The following is a 16,578-nucleotide window of genomic DNA, read 5'->3' as shown; positions in this document are numbered from 1 at the left end:
CTATCGGAATTGTATCATAAAGGATGGAGCAGGCATAATGGTTGTATTGTGAGACGCATGACAAATAAAGGGGTTGACTACTATGTTTGACACATCGAAGATCGTCCATTCAAAAGTGGTGACAGAAGCGACAAAACAGGCGTTGCTCCGCCGTGGGGTAACAGTGAAAGATATTGCAATGATCGTGTATGAAATGCAAATTCCTTACAATGCGGATTTGAAAATGGATGATTGCATCAATGCCGTAGAAAGCGTGCTACGGAAACGGGAACTCCAACACGCGATCTTAGTCGGCATCGAACTGGATGAGCTAGCGGAAAAAGGAATGCTCTCCGCGCCGCTCCAGCAAATCGTCGAAGCCGATGAAGGGCTTTTCGGGGTGGATGAAACGATTGCGCTAGGCGCCGTGTTTACATATGGCTCCATTGCCGTGACGACTTTCGGACACCTGGATAAGAATAAAATCGGGATTATCAACGAATTGGATACGAATAAAGGAAACGGCATCCACACATTCCTGGATGATTTGATAGCAAGTGTGGCGGCATGCGCCGCCTCCCGGACCGCCCATCGGACACGAGATTTACAGGAGGCGGAAGCGATACTGCAAGATGTGGAGCAGGAAGAAAAGGAAAAAGCGGATTGAAAATTAGAAGTCTGAAAAAGGGTAGAACGACTCCCTTTTCAGGCTTTTTTTGTGATTGCTAATAAAAGAAATAAAAAATAGTAGATTTTTATTAAGTTAAATGGCAAAATCAATCAGACAATTGTTCTATTTAAAAGATATAATTGCTTATCTCCAATGTTACAATTATAATAAAGTTACTTGGAATTGCATGGATTCCGAAACGCTTAGAAAGGAGAATGACCATGATTTCATTTGCAAATGTAAATAAGTATTATGGAGATTTCCATGTACTTAAAGATATCAATTTAGAGATAAAAGATGGCGAAGTGGTTGTTGTCATTGGCCCATCCGGTTCCGGAAAAAGTACGTTGCTCCGCTGCATCAACAAATTGGAAGCGGTTACAGACGGGGCTCTTTCTGTCAATGGAACGGTAGTCAACGCGAAAAGTACGGATATCAATAAATTGCGACGCAACATCGGAATGGTATTCCAGCATTTCAACCTATACCCGCATAAGACGGTCCTAGAAAACATCACACTCGCACCGGTCAATGTTTTGAAACAATCATCGGCAGAAGCGAAGAAAACGGCGATGTACTACTTGGAAAAAGTCGGGATTCCGGATAAAGCATCTTCTTTCCCGTCACAGTTATCTGGAGGACAGCAACAGCGCGTAGCGATTGCAAGAGGATTGGCCATGAAACCGGAAATCATGCTGTTTGACGAACCGACTTCTGCATTGGACCCTGAAATGGTCGGTGAAGTGTTGGATGTTATGAAAACGCTTGCACGGGAAGGGATGACGATGGTCGTCGTCACGCATGAAATGGGATTCGCTAAGGAAGTGGGCGATCGCATAGTCTTCATGGACCAAGGACGCATCTTGGAAGAGGCAACACCGGCTGACTTTTTCGCAAGCCCGAAAGAAGAACGGGCACGATTATTCCTCAGCCGTATTTTAAACCACTAAAAGGAAAAGGAGATGTTGAAAATGTTGAAATCTAAAAAACTGTTTATGCTTGCATTGACCGCCATTTTGTCAATCATTCTATTGGCAGCTTGCGGGACGAAGAAGAACGAGGAAGGCAGTACTAGCGGCAGTGGCGGAGGGGATTCAAGCGGCTCCCAAACGTCAAGCAATGCCTTAGAAGCGATTAAAGAGCGAGACAAGTTAGTTGTCGGGGTTAAATTTGACACAAAACTGTTCGGCTTGAAAAACCCATCCTCCGGTGAAGTGGAAGGGTTCGATATCGATATCGCAAAACAATTGGCAAAGTCAATCCTTGGGGATGAAAGCAAAATTGAATTGGTCGAAGTTACATCCAAAACGAGAATGCCTCTTTTGAATAAAGGGGATATCGATATGATCGTCGCAACGATGACAATCACGGAAGAGCGTAAGAAAGAAGTTGACTTCACAGACGTTTATTTCGAAGCGGGGCAATCCCTCCTTGTTAAAAAGGGAAGCCCGATCCAAAGTATTGAAGATTTGAACTCCAAAACGACTGTTCTGGCAGTAAAAGGCTCAACATCTACAGATAACATTCGCGAAAAAGCACCAGAAGCACCAGTACTGGAATTTGAGAACTATGCGGAAGCATTCACTGCGCTGAAAGCAGGTCAAGGGGATACGTTGACAACAGATAACTCAATCCTTCTCGGAATGGCTTCAGAAGATAATAACTATGAATTGGTTGGCGGCACCTTCACAGATGAGCCATACGGAATCGCTGTGAAAAAAGGTGAAACGGAATTGCTGGATGCTTTGAATGCAGCACTAAAGGAATTGCATGAGAGCGGCGAATTCGACAATATTTATAACAATTGGTTTGATTGAATCTGTTAAGCCGTCAGCAAGTATAAATGATGATCAGGGTGAGCAGCTAATGCGCTCATCCTGATTCAGGTAAGTGAGGTGGAATACGAATGGACTTTTCGATTCTGACAAATTATTTTGATATGTTCTTGGATGGGTTCAAAGTGACACTCATCGCCAGTCTGATTGCGCTCGTGGCAAGCTTCGTCATCGGAGTCATCATCGCTGTCATGAGGATTACGACAATTGCGCCGTTACGCTGGTTCGGCACAGCCTATACAGAGTTTTTCCGGAATATTCCGCTCGTCATTATTGCATTTTTCTTTTTTGTCGGGACACCTACATTAGGCATCCGATTTTCCGGTCTGACAGCAGGAACGATTGCTCTTTCCATCTATACGTCGGCCTTTATTGCAGAAGCGATACGATCGGGAATCTTATCGGTTCCAAAAGGGCAGATGGAAGCGGCCCGCTCGTCCGGTTTGACATATGTCCAGACGATGCGAATGATCATCTTGCCGCAAGCGATCAAGATCGTTATTCCGCCGATTGGCAATCAGTTCATCAATCTGGTGAAAAACTCCTCCATTTTGGCACTAATTGCAGGGGGAGACCTGATGTATCAGGGGGATTTGATTTCAGCAAAGACGTATATCGTGTTTGACGTGTATATTTTCGTAGCTTTGTTTTATTTAGTAATTACGATTCCATTGAGTTTAGGCGTGAACTATTTAGAGAAGCGCCTGGCCAATAGCCATTAAGGAGGTGTCATGATGGATTTCGTCGGAGCGTTTTCTCCTGATAACTTGAAGTTTTTGATGGAAGGCTTCATGGTGACGCTAAAAGTGGCGTTTATCTCCATATTCTTCAGTTTTCTTATTGGAGGATTGGTCGGCACGTTACGTTTTTCGAAAATGCCGGTCGTTTCACAAGTGTTGGCCGTGCTCGTTGAGATGATCCGGAACTTGCCGCTTCTTCTCATCATTCTATTTACGTATTTCGCGCTTCCTGAATTGGGGATCAACTTAGGTATCACCGTTTCGGCTATCGTGGCACTTACGGTTTTCGAATCGGCCATGCTTGCAGAAATTGTCCGAGGCGGTTTGAATTCAATCGAAAAGGGCCAAATGGAAGCGGCGCGCTCATCAGGCCTTTCATACGTCCAGTCGTTGCGGTTGATTATATTACCACAGGCTTTGCGTCGAATGGTTCCAAACTTGGTGAGCCAGTTTATCTCCTTATTAAAGGATACATCGCTTGCCATTATCATTGCATTGCCGGAACTGCTGCACCATGCGAAGATCATCCAAGGACAAAGCACGAAATACGTCATTCCGATTTTCCTGCTCATTTCCCTGATGTATTTCGTCGTCAACTACGCCCTTTCCATCTTGGCTAAACGCCTTGAACTCAAGCGGGCTTAGCACTAAAAAACCTGAAATCTCCAAAAGAGATTCAGGTTTTTTGTTTGGGATGAATGAAGGTCAACTTTACCCCTCTTCCGGGATCAACAGGTATTTTCCTCAGTAAAAAAGATTCTTAATAAACTTTTACAAAAGGTGTTGACTTCCCTTGCAGACTTGCTATAATAGTAATTGTCCAACAGAGACATTAAGCATATTCTCCCGATTCCGTAGCTCAGCTGGGAGAGCGCTACCTTGACAGGGTAGAGGTCGCTGGTTCGAGCCCAGTCGGAATCATTAGGTGCCAAACCTATGAGAAGACCGTCGGAACAACGGTTTATCTCGCGAAACAGACCTATTAGGCCGGATGCCTAGGGTCTGTTTTTATTTTTATAGGCAGCTTTGCCGACATTTTGACGGCGAAATCGAAAAACATATTGTTTCGTGATGATTCCTAATGCGCTTTTTTGCTTTTCAGAGCATCGCTTAATTTTTTTATCGCCATCTCATCGACGGTTTGAATTTTGTGTCCATAAATGTCATTGGTGATACCGATACCGGAATGGCCAGATCGATCAAAAGATTAATCATTGTCTGACACAAGGCGTGAATCGACACATAACTTTTGTGACGTTTCAAGAATCGCACCCACCAATTTTTAATTGATGTTGGATGGTAAGGTTCACATTTTCGTGACACAGTAACAAAAAGTGTTCTCCATTCTTCCACAAATCCTCTTTTTTGAATTCGAACCTTTCTTTTTTTCGTTGCTTGATCAAGCGTTCGATGTCTTTGATCAAATCCTCTGGCAATGAAATGTCTCTTCGTTTTGACCTTCTGCTTCCTTTTTTAATTTCGTTAATTTGGTAACCGTTTCTTTTCGTATAAGTCAAAGCATCTCTAACCTTAACAACGTTCCTGTCCAATTTTAACGTGATCTGCCAATGCAGCAACTCGCCTTCGAGAGCGCTAATTACGTCACTCGCTTCGTCGAGTGAATACGGCACAACTTCTTTATATTCTTCTAGCGGCTTCTTGACGCCGTCTAACGGAGATTCTTTCAAGTATTTGATTTCCACGGCTAAGTTAAAAATATTGTTCAAGATACGATAATGGTAGCGGATTGTGCTACTGGATAGCTTACCTTCTTTTCCGTCTGCCCACATACCATCTTCACCTAGATTGTCTAAAAAATCGATAATATGAAGCGGCTTCACCTCTTCGATACGGAAATATTGAAATGCTGGTAAAATACGCAATTCCAGATGATCAACGTATATTTCTAAAGTTGTATCAGCTAGACGTTTTTTTGCGCACTTGGGTAACTAAATGTTATTCACAAATTCGATGAACCCAATTTTTTTGTCTTCGACGTATCCTTTGTCAGTCAGCTTGGCCACAAATTTAGCAAGTTGAATATCTGCTTCACTTTGGTTTTTTGCAGATACTGTTCTGTATCTCCAATTTCTGCTCTTACCCCCAATTCTCGCCTAAATCTACTTCTAATTGATATTTACCTTTTCCACGCGGTCGTGCATGTCCTTTAGCCATGGCTGTAACTCCTTTCAGTTAAAATTCATGTGGTTGTAATCCGCTTATACTCATGGTGGAAAGTGGATCTTTCTAGTGATTTCATCTAATTTATCTCCTTTCAAGAATGTACGTTTGGGTTGTTGGTTAAAAGAAAAGCCCTGGTAGGGCAGGGGAGTGAAAGTCCCAACAGTGGTAAATACCTCCTTTTGGACAAGCTTCAAATAACTTTGGAAAGGGGAGGGTTTAAGAAAAAAGAGCAGAGTATGCGCATGAGGGGTGGATGATCATGAACCAGATACAGGAAATATCAAAACTATCAGATCGAATTCCAATTGAAGCATTGCAAAACATCCACAGCCGAGTAACGGATTGGCTAGCCGGTGTTGGTAATCATGACGATCCATATATTCATCAGCAATTGCGATATGCACAAAATCTCGCGAGGAGTGAGGGGAATGGGTGAGGAATTCTTCAGATGTATGATGAAAGCGGCGTTGCTACAACAAATGCAAATAAATCACGCCGACTCCCGAAAGCTAGGGCCAGGGATGTTTAGCGGCACCAATGAGCATCGATGGTATTTGGAGCACCATCCCAGCATCGGGACGGCTTTCACGGATCAGGACATGCTCCTGATTCGGATTAATGCACTGGATGCAAGGGACGAGGAATTGTTCGTGCAGCTGAAGGATCAACTAAGAGAGGTGGAGGTATGGTCAGAAAAATAACGGATCAGATTCATTTGCTGTTTGACGGTGATAGCAACAAGTGGAAGTGGTCGGACTTCCATAAAATGTGGGACGAGGGTGAGCTTATCAGCGACATAGCCAAAGCTTGCGGGACCAATCAGAAGGGTGTTGCCTTGCTGCTCATTGACCAGGACTACAAAGGGGAAAATAAACCGAGGAGGAACGGGGTTTTCGGGCATTAAAAAGACAGGGATCCCTCCCCGTCTTCGCTGACATCATTGTAACACATTGGAGGGGATCCAGGTGGGCGTAATTCAAGAAGATGTATTCGTAAAAAGAGCTGAAATTTGTGGAAGTGAAAGATGCTACGTTGGTAAGTCTTGGGGAAAATGCGGTTTATCGAGTAATTGATAATTCTATTGACGAGGTGGACAAGCCTGGTGAAGGTTTCGGCAAACAAATCATCACCTGACAGGATGATAAGTCGTTGTTTTATGAGGTTAGTTACACGGAGAGATAAAAAATCAGTCCCTTGTAAAGGGACTGAACTATTTTAGTTATTCATGTCCTGAATACCTGGACTATGTTCATTTGGCATTTGAGGCATTAAAGGAACCGGAAACCCTTTTGGAGGATCCGTTACTGAAAGTGTTTCATTGTTCCTGCTAGGAGTTTGACCTTGAAAAATTTCGCCTATGCGAGTAGGGTCTAATCTAAAATTGAATTGTGCATTATGATATCCTAACTCCACATATTTTCGGCATTCAGGATATTTATTGATATCGTAATTCGGGACAGGGAAAAGCTTACCCCATTCAACACCAAGCGTTTCCAGTGCTTTTGCAAAAGCATTTTGGTGTGCGTTATCTCGAACAATGAGAAATGCTAATGTTTCACGAAATGTTTTGTTGGAACTCATTTCATATATACGTGATTTTTGAAGGACTCCAGTGGATTCAAGCACTAAGTTATCAAGAAGATCACCTATAAGGTTTCCGTGTGAATAAACCCAAGAACCGTTCCAAGGATTTCCCGCAGCATCTACAGGAAGAGAAGCTTGAGCACCCATAATGTAATGATGGGGATTTGCATGTCTAACGGCATCATCAAGAGGTGCCTGATCGGCTCCGGCATTACCAGGGATAGCCGATTCACCTGAATCATTTAATAATTGGTTAATGGTATTCTGCACAAGCTCGACATGAGCGATTTCTTCCAAAAATACACCACGAAGTAAATCGCGATATTGTGTTTCCTTACCTCTGAAATTGGAACTTTGGAAAAAGTACTGCATCATGGTGCGCATTTCTCCAAAGTGACCACCAAGGATTTCCTGCATTACTTTAGCGGCTTCAGGGTCAGGTTTGTCGGGTGGAGTGACGGGGTTGATCAATTCTTCTTTGTAGTAATACACATTTAGCACCTCATTTATATATTAATGCTAAGTAGTATCAAGTAAAATGAAAAAAATATACCAAATCAAAAAATCGTCTATCGGAACATCCGAGGACACTGAGCAACGGCATTTCCGCTGTTGTTTGGTGTCATTTTTTATTGGAGAGGGGTGAGGGGATGAGGACGTTGCAAGAACAATTGGTCGAGAAAGGGCTCGTAAAGCCCGCAGAACGGGTGGGAGGTAATCGGAATGCCAAGGGGCGAGGGCCAAGCATCCAGAACGGCTGTCCGACCGGAAACTGCAGGAATTGATGGAGATGTGTACTGGAGAGGGCCGGGCGGGCGTTTCGGAGAAGAGAAGGGGAGGAGAAGTGCTTCATTGGCTGTTGGAAGGTAAAAGCATGAGGAGGATCGGATTGCATATGGGATTATCAGATAGACATATCGGCCGGATTAAAGACACTGTAGTACGGAAGATGTCGCAAATGTCGGATAGGTCGGATGTGTGAAGAAGGTATAATCCGGATGATACCGTGGAACGCAGGTCGGGGAGGCGGGTAGGTGCGGGGAATCCTCGTTGTCCTACGCCACACAAAATGCGTGCTGTCTCCCTATCTTTGCGCCCGAAGAAACCATATTGATCGCGTGCGGAAACACGCTGCAATGTGTTGTGTTATGTCTTTGGGCGTTTTTACATAAAGAGGGATTTTCACCTTACTTGGCGTATTGTGTCAGTAGGAGGGGGGAAGAATACAAATGAATAAATTAGACGATTTAGTTAAGGAATTCATTGAACGGAATAAAGAAGATGCAAGCTTGCTTGATAAGCTTGAGTTGAAACAGAAAGAACTGATTGTCGAACAGGAAGAAAAAACTAGACAAACTGCTATTAAGTTAATGCCGGTGATGCAGCTGATAGCTTCGATGGGTTATCGATTCAAAGGAAAAGATACAGATTATATGAGTTCTCGTGGACCGATACTTAAGCATGACTTAAGAGCAAATAGGTTGTATATTTTTTCTTTGGAGCGAAAGGGGCCTATCACTGTGGACCTTCGTGATAACGAAGTGAAGCCTATCACGTATCGGAAACTCTTAGAAGAAGTTGAATTTACTCAAGTAATGGACAGTTTGTTGATGACATTACAGTTTAATGATGATTTGATAGAGTTATACGAAAAAAGTAATTCGGAGTTAGAAGCTCAATTGAAAAAGTTTGACGATATCTAAACTTCAGCATCCTTCGGAGTGCGTTCTTATTTCAAGTGGTTTTACGCACTTTATTTGTGAATAGAAAATATATAGACTCGGGCGAGTAGAAATCTAGTGATATTAGCTTTTTTGCGTATACTAAATAAACCTGTTGAATTTGAATTTTTTCACTAGGTGTGTGCGTATTCTAAAATGTTGATGTACTATGAGTTGGCGGCTAACCTGTATTCATAGTTCAGATTATGTGTAACGAGAAAGAAGATCGTCTTCAACAACTTGTTTACACATGCGTTGGAAGCGACCATATGGCATTTGTTATAGGGTTGCTTTTTCAATTTGTCATAATAGTCAACGATGTGGTTTTGCCCAAAACGTCTTAACCTAATCATATTTTGAATGACAATATAAAGTAATTTTCTTAGGTGTTTAGTAAGCCCGTAATGAAAATGAAGGATGCCAAAGGAGCAGCCAAATACATGGGTAGGTACTTGGCGAGACCAGCCATCGCCGAATATCGCATTGTTGAATATGATGGCAAGGAGGTCAAGTTCTGGTACGAAGATTATAAGACAGGGAAACGGGTGAACGTGAAGCAAGTAAAAATTACAAGGAGAATTGGTTGAAAAATATTATTTTGTAGTAGAAGTGAAGGAAAGTCGAACAGTCCTGGGAAGGGGCTGTCCAGCAAGTCAGTGAAAACTGACTTGCTGTGACAGCCTTTTTCTCATCATATGGAGCGAAACCAGGTGAACCCTGCGTACCGTTGCTTTCTTTTCCAGGCTGACGCTTTCAGCGGGCATGGCTTCGGGAGGATCAAAGAATTAAAGGATATTCAATCAAGCTTCACTTCCGGTTGTAATTGAAAACATAATAATAGCTGGGTAACTGGAAATAAAGATAACAATGGTATAGAAAGAAGTACACTGCTCAGTTCTCAAAACAGTGTACTTTAATGCAACTTTTATTTATCCAGATAGTTGTAAAGCTTTCTAATGAAAGTATCGTCAACATCTGTCACGTAGGAAACAACTAATGTATTATATAATCCTTGGACTACGTTTAAGGCATTCGTATAAGCATTCCGCAGTTCGTTCACTTCAAGTTTTGATGTGATTGAAACGAAATCACGATAAGATTCGCAACTTATATCTGACTCTACATTCTTTGTGCTATTTACCCAACGTTCCACAGATTCTTCTTTTACTCTGATCAATTGCAATACATATTTTTGTACTTGGGTTAAAACCTCTAGCGAACGAGCCAACTCGCCTCTTCTCATCACATTCAGACCTAGTACCCATGCATTCACAAAGTTATTGAAAGTGAAGTTTACATTTTCATCCGTCATCCGATCTGGCCCTGGTCCTTCTAGCTGCTCTAGCAAGGACTTTAAACGACCTGTTGAGTCATACAAAAACATAGACTCGGTATCCGGAAAAACGCCTGTCGGTTTAAAACTTTTGACAATATCCATTTCAGACACAGTGAGAAAATGAAATTCACCACGGATCATATTTGAAAATATGGCTACCTGGGTTCCATATTCATTGAAAAATAGTAAGTCCACAGGATGTACTTCAGAAATCCATTGTCTTGAATTGAAATGATTCATGGATTCATTATCAATGAACAGATAAAACTCGACATCTGAAAAAGGGTCTCCTTCATTCTTGGTGAATGATCCATACATCATACAGGCGGAGACCGCATGATCTTGAAGGCATTTATTTTTAACATCCTGAATGATTTTCTTTTGAATTAACAAATTGAACACTCCTTATCTATAGTTCTTCCTCAGATAAGAAATGAATCGACTACCGGACAACATGTGCAACACATATGGAATGCTCCTTCCATTCGTAAGTTACAATGATTATAGCATAAACCACAAGAGTTATTAAAATGCAATTAGTTGATTTGGTCACTAGGTGTCTACAATAGAACTAAATAGTAGGATTGTCTTATATACATCAGAAGGTAAGTAATTGGAATGATAATGAATAAGACATACAAGACATAGATAGGCTATACTTTGTTGCACAGTAAAATTAAGGTCTTGTAGAATACAGCTAACAGAAATGAAGAGAACTGCAATGACCGAAAAAAGACCAAGAAGAACCTATACCCTAGAGTTCAAAAAAAAATGGTTCAGCTTTATGAAAATGGTAAACTCAGAGCGGATATTATCCGTGAATACGAGTTGACGGCTTCAGCATTTGATAAATGGGTAAAACAGTCGCAAAGCACGGGTTCTTTCCACGAGAGGGTAATCGAACACCCGAAGAGGAGGAGCTGCTCCGACTCCGAAAAGAAAATCAGCAGCTTCGGATGAAGAACGATATTTTAAAGCAAGCAGCGCTGATCACGGGACGAAAATAGACGTGATCCGTAATAATGTTGATAATACAGAAATTAAATAGACAGGACTACAAAGGTGTTAACAGTGGTGGTTAAATCCTCTCCAAAAGACAACGCATTATCCGCGAAGGTTTTGAAAATCGCTAAAGAAATTAGAGATTGGATTTCAGGTTATTAATAGTTACGAAAAAGCATCTCATTCGAGGTGCTTTTTTTTTGAAAGGAGAATTATCAAATGAGCAAACCAAAGCTAGCAAAAGTCGAAAACGTGGCACAGCTAGACACCCGCAATAAAATATGTGAAGACCATTGAAACAATGAATGAGGTACTGCCGTATGCCATTCAGGAGTGGGATCTGAAGGCGACCTTTTTGCCCAATTGATTCTTCAAATCACTAAAAGAGTTAGATACAGAGGGAAAAGGTATAGATTTAATTGACGAAGGAGAGATTAACAAGGAATCCTTAACGGCGTAGGAAAATTTTAAAAATGGACCTATATGTAAAACGGTCTGAACCCGAAGAATTTTTCGTTAAAACTTATAGTGAAAACGAAAAAAATAGTAACGTTATCTGCAAAGGTAACTAGGAGAGAAACAAATGGGCAAAACAGTATATATGGTCAGGCATTGTCAAGCTACGGGACAAGAGCTGCAGGCAGAACTGACTGATAAGGGAATAGAACAAGCGAAAGAACTGATGCGCTTTTTTGAGAAGCGGAATATTAAGCACATTATTTCTAGCCCTTTTACGAGGACGATTCAATCCATCCAGCCAACAGCAGACAGCCTAGGCTTGCAAGTGGAAATTGACGACCGGCTTACTGAGCACAGGCTGCTTTCAAAAAACCTAAAAGACTGGCTAGAACGCCTTGAAGAATCTGTTCGGGACAGGGATTTGAAAATGGCAGGCGGAGAATCAAGCCAAGAAGTAGCAAAAAGAGGAATGGAAGTGCTTGAAGCAGCGACTGACGGCACCGTGCTGGTTACTCATCGTAATACGATGGGGCTATTATTGTTTCAAATTGATGGCATTCAGGGGCTCAAAAAATGGACAGTCTTATCACACCCAGATGTCTACGAAGTGAATGTGAAAAATAATAACTATTACGTGAGGAGAATCTGGGGTTGAAAAAATCGTCAAAAAATAACTCCCTGATATCGGAGGTGTATTATGTTGCCAGTTACAAAGATAGATGGGGTAGACCTGTATTATCACGTTCAAGGCAAAGGAATACCTGTGGTGTTTATCCATCCTCCCTTACTCACAAGTATGAATTTTATCTACCAAGTGAATGAATTATCAAATCGTTTCAAAGTTATTGTCTTTGACATTCGTGGCCATGGAAACAGCTCTTTTTCAGAAAAAGCATTGACTTATCCATTAATTTCACATGATATCAGCCAATTATTGGACCACTTAAAAATAGATCAAGCTTTCATATGCGGCTACTCAACTGGAGGGTCCATTGCTCTTGATTTTTTGCTGACGTACCCCGAGCGCTCTTTAGGGGGCATTCTTATAGGAGCCCTGTCAGAAGTAAAGGATTCATCATTAAAAAATAAAATTAATTTAGGGGTAAAGCTAGCGGAATGGAAGGCACATAAAGCTCTTGCTGTATCCGTTTCCTTTACTAACTCCAATACTAGACAATTGTTTAAAGACTTATATATCAACGCAAAAAAAGGAAAAGCCCAAAATATTGAACAATATTATCGATACAGTTTGCACTATAACTGTACGGACCGTTTAGATCAAATCATTCTCCCTGTTTTGTTGCTGTATGGGGAAAAAGATAAGGCGTTTCATCGCTATGCCCACTTATTACATGAGAAGCTCCCAGTCAACGAGTGCATCCTCATAGGAGACAAAAAACATCAGCTTCCTACAAAGGCGGCTGTGGCGGTGAACAATTTCATTAAGCAGTTTGTATCTATTCATGGAGCTCAGAACGGAGAAAATTGAATGGTCGCTCCCTGTTTTTTAAACATAGATATCCAGAGGGTTCTTAATCTAAACACTTTGCTCAATCAAGAAGAGACCCTAACGTCTGTACTAGGGCTCTTCTTACTCTAGTTAATGTTCGGGAAAAGCATCGGTTGTTAATAATATAGAGGCATAATGATGAAATTAAAGGCTTAAATGAGATTACTATAATTTAAAAAGTTTGTAAGAGAATTTGAATTTAAACCTCATTCTACAAAAAATCCTGATTATAAAAGGTTTAGAAAAGTGCCCTTCTGCTGATTTACTTCCTGACCTTTCCGACTATTTTTTTGAATGTATGGAAGTGTATAAATTAGCAATTCCAGCGAAAGCAGATTAATGGAAAAAAATCACTTGATTATTTCAGAAAGTAGTACACAAGCTATAAATGTTTAAGGAAAAAAACAATCAAGGAAAGGGGTGGGTTCAAAATGAAGAATAACATTCAGGTATTACCAATTGTAGCGGCCATTGGAATTGGGGCTGCTGCCTATAGCCTAATGACCGGGCGTGGCGGACAATTACAAAATATGATACCGCAGTTATCTAACATGAGCAATCAAGGCACAACAAATCAGTAAAAGTAATCAACAGCTAGAACAATTTCTCAATAAGTTTAAGCAACGAAATACTGACAGTTAGCTATCATTCTTAGCTAACTGTCATTTAATACAATTTAAAAATTCAACACATTAAAAGATCGGTTATTTGCTTCCAATTCAATAAGAGATGAAAGAGGGAGTAAGGGGATATTCCAAGTCTCCAAAAAATCTCGAAATTGATGAGGGAAATGTTGTTTCATATCGAAAAAAACATTTCCCTATGAGTACCTCACCAAGTGGATAATTAATTTTTAGTTTTTCATATACAACTTATTCACCATACTGACGCTTTTTCTGTCTGTAGTGATCTATGGTTTCAACGCTCCCGAGGATGAATACAATCGGTGTATAGATTCGTGCGAACTGTAAATGCACTTTGTCTTTTAAAATCAAAGGGTAGTACCTTCGATATTGAATAGTATGGGATTCAAGAAGCGTCCAAAACCTTTGTGGTTCCGGGCTCTTTTAACAATTAGAGATTCTACAAATTCCAAATTTAAAAGAACAAAAAATAACGGGTTCGGTTGATGAGTTGAAAAACATTGAATAACAACAAAAAAGGAGATACCGATTCATATGTGAATCGGTATCTCCTTTTTTGTTCAGACTGTAGACAAACTCCAGAAATTTTGGAGTTTGCCTACAGTCTTTTTTCTTTTACAATGGAAGTAATCTTAGGAAATGTTGATTTCCGCTGCGGATGGACGCTTTCCGCGGGCACGGCTTCAGCCGCTTCCCTCGCTGCGCTCAGTCCAGGGTCTTCCGCTCGTGCTGTTCCCGCTGGAGTCGCCATCCTCCGCTCCAATCAACAGTTTTTCCTTCAAACTTACAGAGGTGATGGATATGATGACGAAGAATCAAATGAACCAACGAGAACAGTTGGAAATGCTGACTATTGAACAGTTGGTGCCCCAGGATCATTTGGTACGTAAACTGGATGCAGCCATTGACTTCGCGTTCATCTATCCATTGGTGGAAGACCTGTACTCGACAATCGGGAGACCCAGTATCGACCCGGTGGTACTGATCAAAATGACATTCATCCAATATACCTTCGGCATACGATCCATGCGCCAAACGATCAAAGAAATTGAAACGAATATGGCATACCGCTGGTTTCTCGGCTTTGGCTTTCATACAGAGGTGCCCCATTTTTCCACATTCGGGAAGAACTACATTCGCCGTTTTACAGATACGGATCTATTTGAACAGATCTTCTATCGGGTGCTGAAGGAGGTCGCAGATCGTGGGCTTCTTAGCCCGGATCATGTCTTTATCGACTCCACCCATGTGAAAGCGAGTGCGAACAAGCGCAAGTTTCAAAAGAAAGTGGTTCGGAAAGAGACCCGGGCATATGAGAAGAAGCTCCAGGAGGAGCTCAACATGGACCGAGAAGAGAATGGGAAGAAACCGTTCCCTCCGGAGAAGTTCGAAAAGGAAGAACATAAAGAGATCAAGGAGTCAACGACAGACCCGGAGAGTGGCTACTATGTAAAGGACGAACGGACCAAGCAGTTCGCCTATTCCTTCCATGCAGCTACGGATGAAAAGGGATTTGTTCTCGCAAACATCGTCACTCCAGGTAATGTCCATGACAGCCATATGCTTGAGCCGCTGGTACAGAAGATCATCGACAAAGTGAAGCGGCCAATTGCCGTTGCCGCCGATGCAGCCTACAAGACGCCCGCGATTGCGAACTTCCTGATTGAACATCAGATCCTTCCTGCACTTCCTTACAAACGGCCGATGACCAAGGAGGGTTTCTTCCGAAAACACGAGTATGTCTATGACGAGCACTATGACTGCTATCTCTGTCCGGAAGGACAAGTCTTACCGTATAGGACGACCACAAGGGAGGGATACCGTCAGTATGCCTCGGCACCATCCATTTGTGCATCGTGCCCGGTGATCAGTCAATGCACTCAAAGTAAGAATCAGCAGAAGATCATTCAACGTCATATCTGGCAGGATTACCTGGATGTAGCGGAGGATTTGAGACATCATCATGAGATCAAAGAGATATACGGGAGGCGTAAAGAGACGATTGAACGTGTCTTTGCCGACGCCAAAGAAAAGCATGGCATGCGATGGACAACCCTACGAGGGCTAAAAAAATTGTCCATGCAAGCGATGCTTACGTTTGCTGCCTTGAATCTTAAGAAGTTGGCCAGCTGGACGTGGAAAGCGCCAGCCACGGCGTAATAGAAAGAAAAATAGAAGAGTGGTAGGGCTCATTTCCGTAAAAAAACACTTAAAACAGGAAAAGGGTTGGAAATCAAATCGATTTCCAACCCTTTTTTGTTTTTGAATTCGATAATCGGTTACATAGTTTAAAGGGGTTATCTTTAAAGTCCGTTTGAAGTATCGACAGCATTCCGATCGGCTTAATTGCCCCGCCAACCCCTGCCATCGTTTGGGGTGTTTTATCTGGTATAGCTTTAGCTTTTTATACTCTATATGTCGTTCCTTTACTGAAACAATTCGACTCACTTGTCATTGTCGGCTGGGCAATGATTATCGGTGGTTTTGCATTAAGTTTTATTCAACCACCTTGGGATATGGACTTTACAAGATTACCAATAGAAGCCTATTTATACTTAATATTCGTTATACTATTTGGTACAATGATTGCGTTCTGGTTTTATATAGAAAGTTTACAAAGTCTTTCACCTAAAGAAACAAGCCTTTTAGGCAGTTTAGAACCATAAGCAGCTGTTCTAACAACAGTCTTTTGGTTAAGAGAACCTTTTGGTTTTTTTCAATGGGTTGGTACTACTTGTATTATTGCGATGATTTTATTTGTGGCATTGAAAAAGTCTCCTTCAAATAATCAAACTTTAAAAAATTGAATACCAGTCAAAGTGATGTTAACGGGCCTTGATAGTTGGGAAATAGTGGACCCTTCACTGTTCTTCTTTTTAATAAAGTTATAGGAGCTCAGTGAACAAAATAGTGA

At 41.5% G+C, this 16,578-nt stretch carries 18 protein-coding genes, 1 tRNA gene and 6 pseudogenes; 20 read left to right on the top strand and 5 right to left on the bottom strand.

The features are described 5' to 3' along the window. Positions 1–82: 82 nt before the first annotated feature. From MKY41_RS08455 to MKY41_RS08430, 6 genes are all read left to right on the top strand, one after another. Positions 83–646: a phosphatidylglycerophosphatase A family protein gene (locus MKY41_RS08455; RefSeq protein WP_340744608.1), complete on the top strand. Its 564-nt coding sequence runs from the start codon at positions 83–85 to the stop codon at positions 644–646. Between the two features lie 224 nt (positions 647–870). Further along, complete coding sequence (locus MKY41_RS08450) at positions 871–1,599, top strand: amino acid ABC transporter ATP-binding protein (protein WP_340744607.1); 729 nt, start codon at positions 871–873, stop codon at positions 1,597–1,599. 21 nt (positions 1,600–1,620) lie between these two features. Continuing rightward, positions 1,621–2,466 carry a transporter substrate-binding domain-containing protein gene (locus MKY41_RS08445; protein ID WP_340744606.1) on the top strand — a complete coding sequence of 282 codons (846 nt, stop codon included), beginning with the start codon at positions 1,621–1,623 and terminating at the stop codon, positions 2,464–2,466. A gap of 89 nt (positions 2,467–2,555) precedes the next feature. Beyond that, complete coding sequence (locus tag MKY41_RS08440; RefSeq protein ID WP_340744605.1) at positions 2,556–3,206, top strand: amino acid ABC transporter permease; 651 nt, start codon at positions 2,556–2,558, stop codon at positions 3,204–3,206. Between the two features lie 12 nt (positions 3,207–3,218). After that, the gene (locus tag MKY41_RS08435; RefSeq protein WP_340744604.1) at positions 3,219–3,869 is read left to right on the top strand and encodes an amino acid ABC transporter permease; all 651 of its coding nucleotides are present in this window, start codon (positions 3,219–3,221) and stop codon (positions 3,867–3,869) included. 203 nt (positions 3,870–4,072) lie between these two features. After that, a tRNA-Val gene (locus MKY41_RS08430) sits at positions 4,073–4,145 on the top strand. Between the two features lie 338 nt (positions 4,146–4,483). Here MKY41_RS08430 and MKY41_RS08425 read toward each other — a convergent pair. Then, positions 4,484–5,146, bottom strand: a pseudogene (locus MKY41_RS08425) (phage integrase SAM-like domain-containing protein); the annotation flags it as partial. Positions 5,147–5,667: 521 nt separating this feature from the next. Between MKY41_RS08425 and MKY41_RS08420 the strand changes: the two are divergent. The 4 genes from MKY41_RS08420 to MKY41_RS08405 all read left to right on the top strand — a co-directional run bounded on the left by MKY41_RS08420 (position 5,668) and on the right by MKY41_RS08405 (position 6,542). Further along, complete coding sequence (locus MKY41_RS08420; RefSeq protein WP_340744603.1) at positions 5,668–5,844, top strand: DUF6877 family protein; 177 nt, start codon at positions 5,668–5,670, stop codon at positions 5,842–5,844. Continuing rightward, positions 5,837–6,109, top strand: a complete 273-nt coding sequence (locus tag MKY41_RS08415; protein WP_340744602.1) for a hypothetical protein — start codon at positions 5,837–5,839, stop codon at positions 6,107–6,109. The genes MKY41_RS08420 and MKY41_RS08415 overlap by 8 nt, the downstream gene beginning before the upstream one ends. Continuing rightward, entirely contained in the window at positions 6,094–6,312 is a 219-nt protein-coding gene (locus MKY41_RS08410; protein WP_340744601.1) for a hypothetical protein, read from the top strand. Before MKY41_RS08415 ends, MKY41_RS08410 begins: the two co-directional genes overlap by 16 nt. Positions 6,313–6,419: 107 nt before the next feature. After that, positions 6,420–6,542, top strand: a complete 123-nt coding sequence (locus MKY41_RS08405) for a hypothetical protein (protein WP_340744600.1) — start codon at positions 6,420–6,422, stop codon at positions 6,540–6,542. A gap of 81 nt (positions 6,543–6,623) precedes the next feature. On the opposite strand, the gene MKY41_RS08400 is transcribed toward MKY41_RS08405, so the two are convergent. Beyond that, entirely contained in the window at positions 6,624–7,484 is an 861-nt protein-coding gene (locus tag MKY41_RS08400) for a manganese catalase family protein (protein WP_340744599.1), read from the bottom strand. A 158-nt stretch (positions 7,485–7,642) separates the two neighbouring features. Here MKY41_RS08400 and MKY41_RS08395 point away from each other — a divergent pair, with 158 nt between their 5' ends. From MKY41_RS08395 to MKY41_RS08385, 3 genes are all read left to right on the top strand, one after another. Then, on the top strand, positions 7,643–7,777 hold the full coding sequence (locus MKY41_RS08395) for a hypothetical protein (protein WP_340744598.1): 135 nt from the start codon (positions 7,643–7,645) through the stop codon (positions 7,775–7,777). A gap of 5 nt (positions 7,778–7,782) precedes the next feature. Then, complete coding sequence (locus MKY41_RS08390; protein ID WP_340744597.1) at positions 7,783–7,974, top strand: hypothetical protein; 192 nt, start codon at positions 7,783–7,785, stop codon at positions 7,972–7,974. A gap of 247 nt (positions 7,975–8,221) precedes the next feature. Next, on the top strand, positions 8,222–8,695 hold the full coding sequence (locus tag MKY41_RS08385) for a hypothetical protein (protein WP_340744596.1): 474 nt from the start codon (positions 8,222–8,224) through the stop codon (positions 8,693–8,695). Between the two features lie 185 nt (positions 8,696–8,880). On the opposite strand, the pseudogene MKY41_RS08380 reads toward MKY41_RS08385, so the two are convergent. Next, positions 8,881–9,105 (bottom strand): annotated as a pseudogene (locus MKY41_RS08380) (IS110 family transposase); the annotation flags it as partial. A gap of 15 nt (positions 9,106–9,120) precedes the next feature. Between MKY41_RS08380 and MKY41_RS08375 the strand changes: the two are divergent. Further along, positions 9,121–9,270: pseudogene (locus MKY41_RS08375) on the top strand (transposase); the annotation flags it as partial. A 368-nt stretch (positions 9,271–9,638) separates the two neighbouring features. On the opposite strand, the gene MKY41_RS08370 reads toward MKY41_RS08375, so the two are convergent. Further along, entirely contained in the window at positions 9,639–10,442 is an 804-nt protein-coding gene (locus tag MKY41_RS08370) for a nucleotidyltransferase (protein ID WP_340744594.1), read from the bottom strand. A 328-nt stretch (positions 10,443–10,770) separates the two neighbouring features. Between MKY41_RS08370 and MKY41_RS08365 the strand changes: the two are divergent. The 5 genes and pseudogenes from MKY41_RS08365 to MKY41_RS08345 all read left to right on the top strand — a co-directional run. Next, positions 10,771–11,073 (top strand): annotated as a pseudogene (locus tag MKY41_RS08365) (transposase); the annotation flags it as partial. A 561-nt stretch (positions 11,074–11,634) separates the two neighbouring features. Beyond that, complete coding sequence (locus tag MKY41_RS08360; protein ID WP_340744593.1) at positions 11,635–12,165, top strand: histidine phosphatase family protein; 531 nt, start codon at positions 11,635–11,637, stop codon at positions 12,163–12,165. Between the two features lie 45 nt (positions 12,166–12,210). Beyond that, positions 12,211–12,999: an alpha/beta fold hydrolase gene (locus tag MKY41_RS08355; protein WP_340745662.1), complete on the top strand. Its 789-nt coding sequence runs from the start codon at positions 12,211–12,213 to the stop codon at positions 12,997–12,999. A gap of 452 nt (positions 13,000–13,451) precedes the next feature. Then, a complete protein-coding gene (locus MKY41_RS08350; RefSeq protein WP_340744592.1) occupies positions 13,452–13,601 on the top strand; it encodes a hypothetical protein in 150 nt (49 codons plus the stop codon). Between the two features lie 864 nt (positions 13,602–14,465). Further along, positions 14,466–15,824 (top strand): IS1182 family transposase, encoded by a 1,359-nt coding sequence (locus tag MKY41_RS08345; RefSeq protein ID WP_340745661.1) that lies wholly within the window; start codon positions 14,466–14,468, stop codon positions 15,822–15,824. Here MKY41_RS08345 and MKY41_RS08340 read toward each other — a convergent pair. Then, a pseudogene (locus tag MKY41_RS08340) lies at positions 15,729–16,019 on the bottom strand (hypothetical protein); the annotation flags it as partial. The gene MKY41_RS08345 and the pseudogene MKY41_RS08340 sit on opposite strands and share 96 nt — an antisense overlap. Here MKY41_RS08340 and MKY41_RS08335 point away from each other — a divergent pair. Then, positions 16,019–16,471, top strand: a pseudogene (locus MKY41_RS08335) (DMT family transporter); the annotation flags it as partial. The pseudogenes MKY41_RS08340 and MKY41_RS08335 overlap by 1 nt on opposite strands. Positions 16,472–16,578 lie beyond the last annotated feature (107 nt).

This window comes from Sporosarcina sp. FSL W7-1349 (assembly GCF_038003045.1).
GTDB lineage: Bacteria > Bacillota > Bacilli > Bacillales_A > Planococcaceae > Sporosarcina.
The sequence above is the reverse complement of the archived record's forward strand: the minus strand, read 5'-3'. Positions and strand labels throughout refer to the sequence as shown.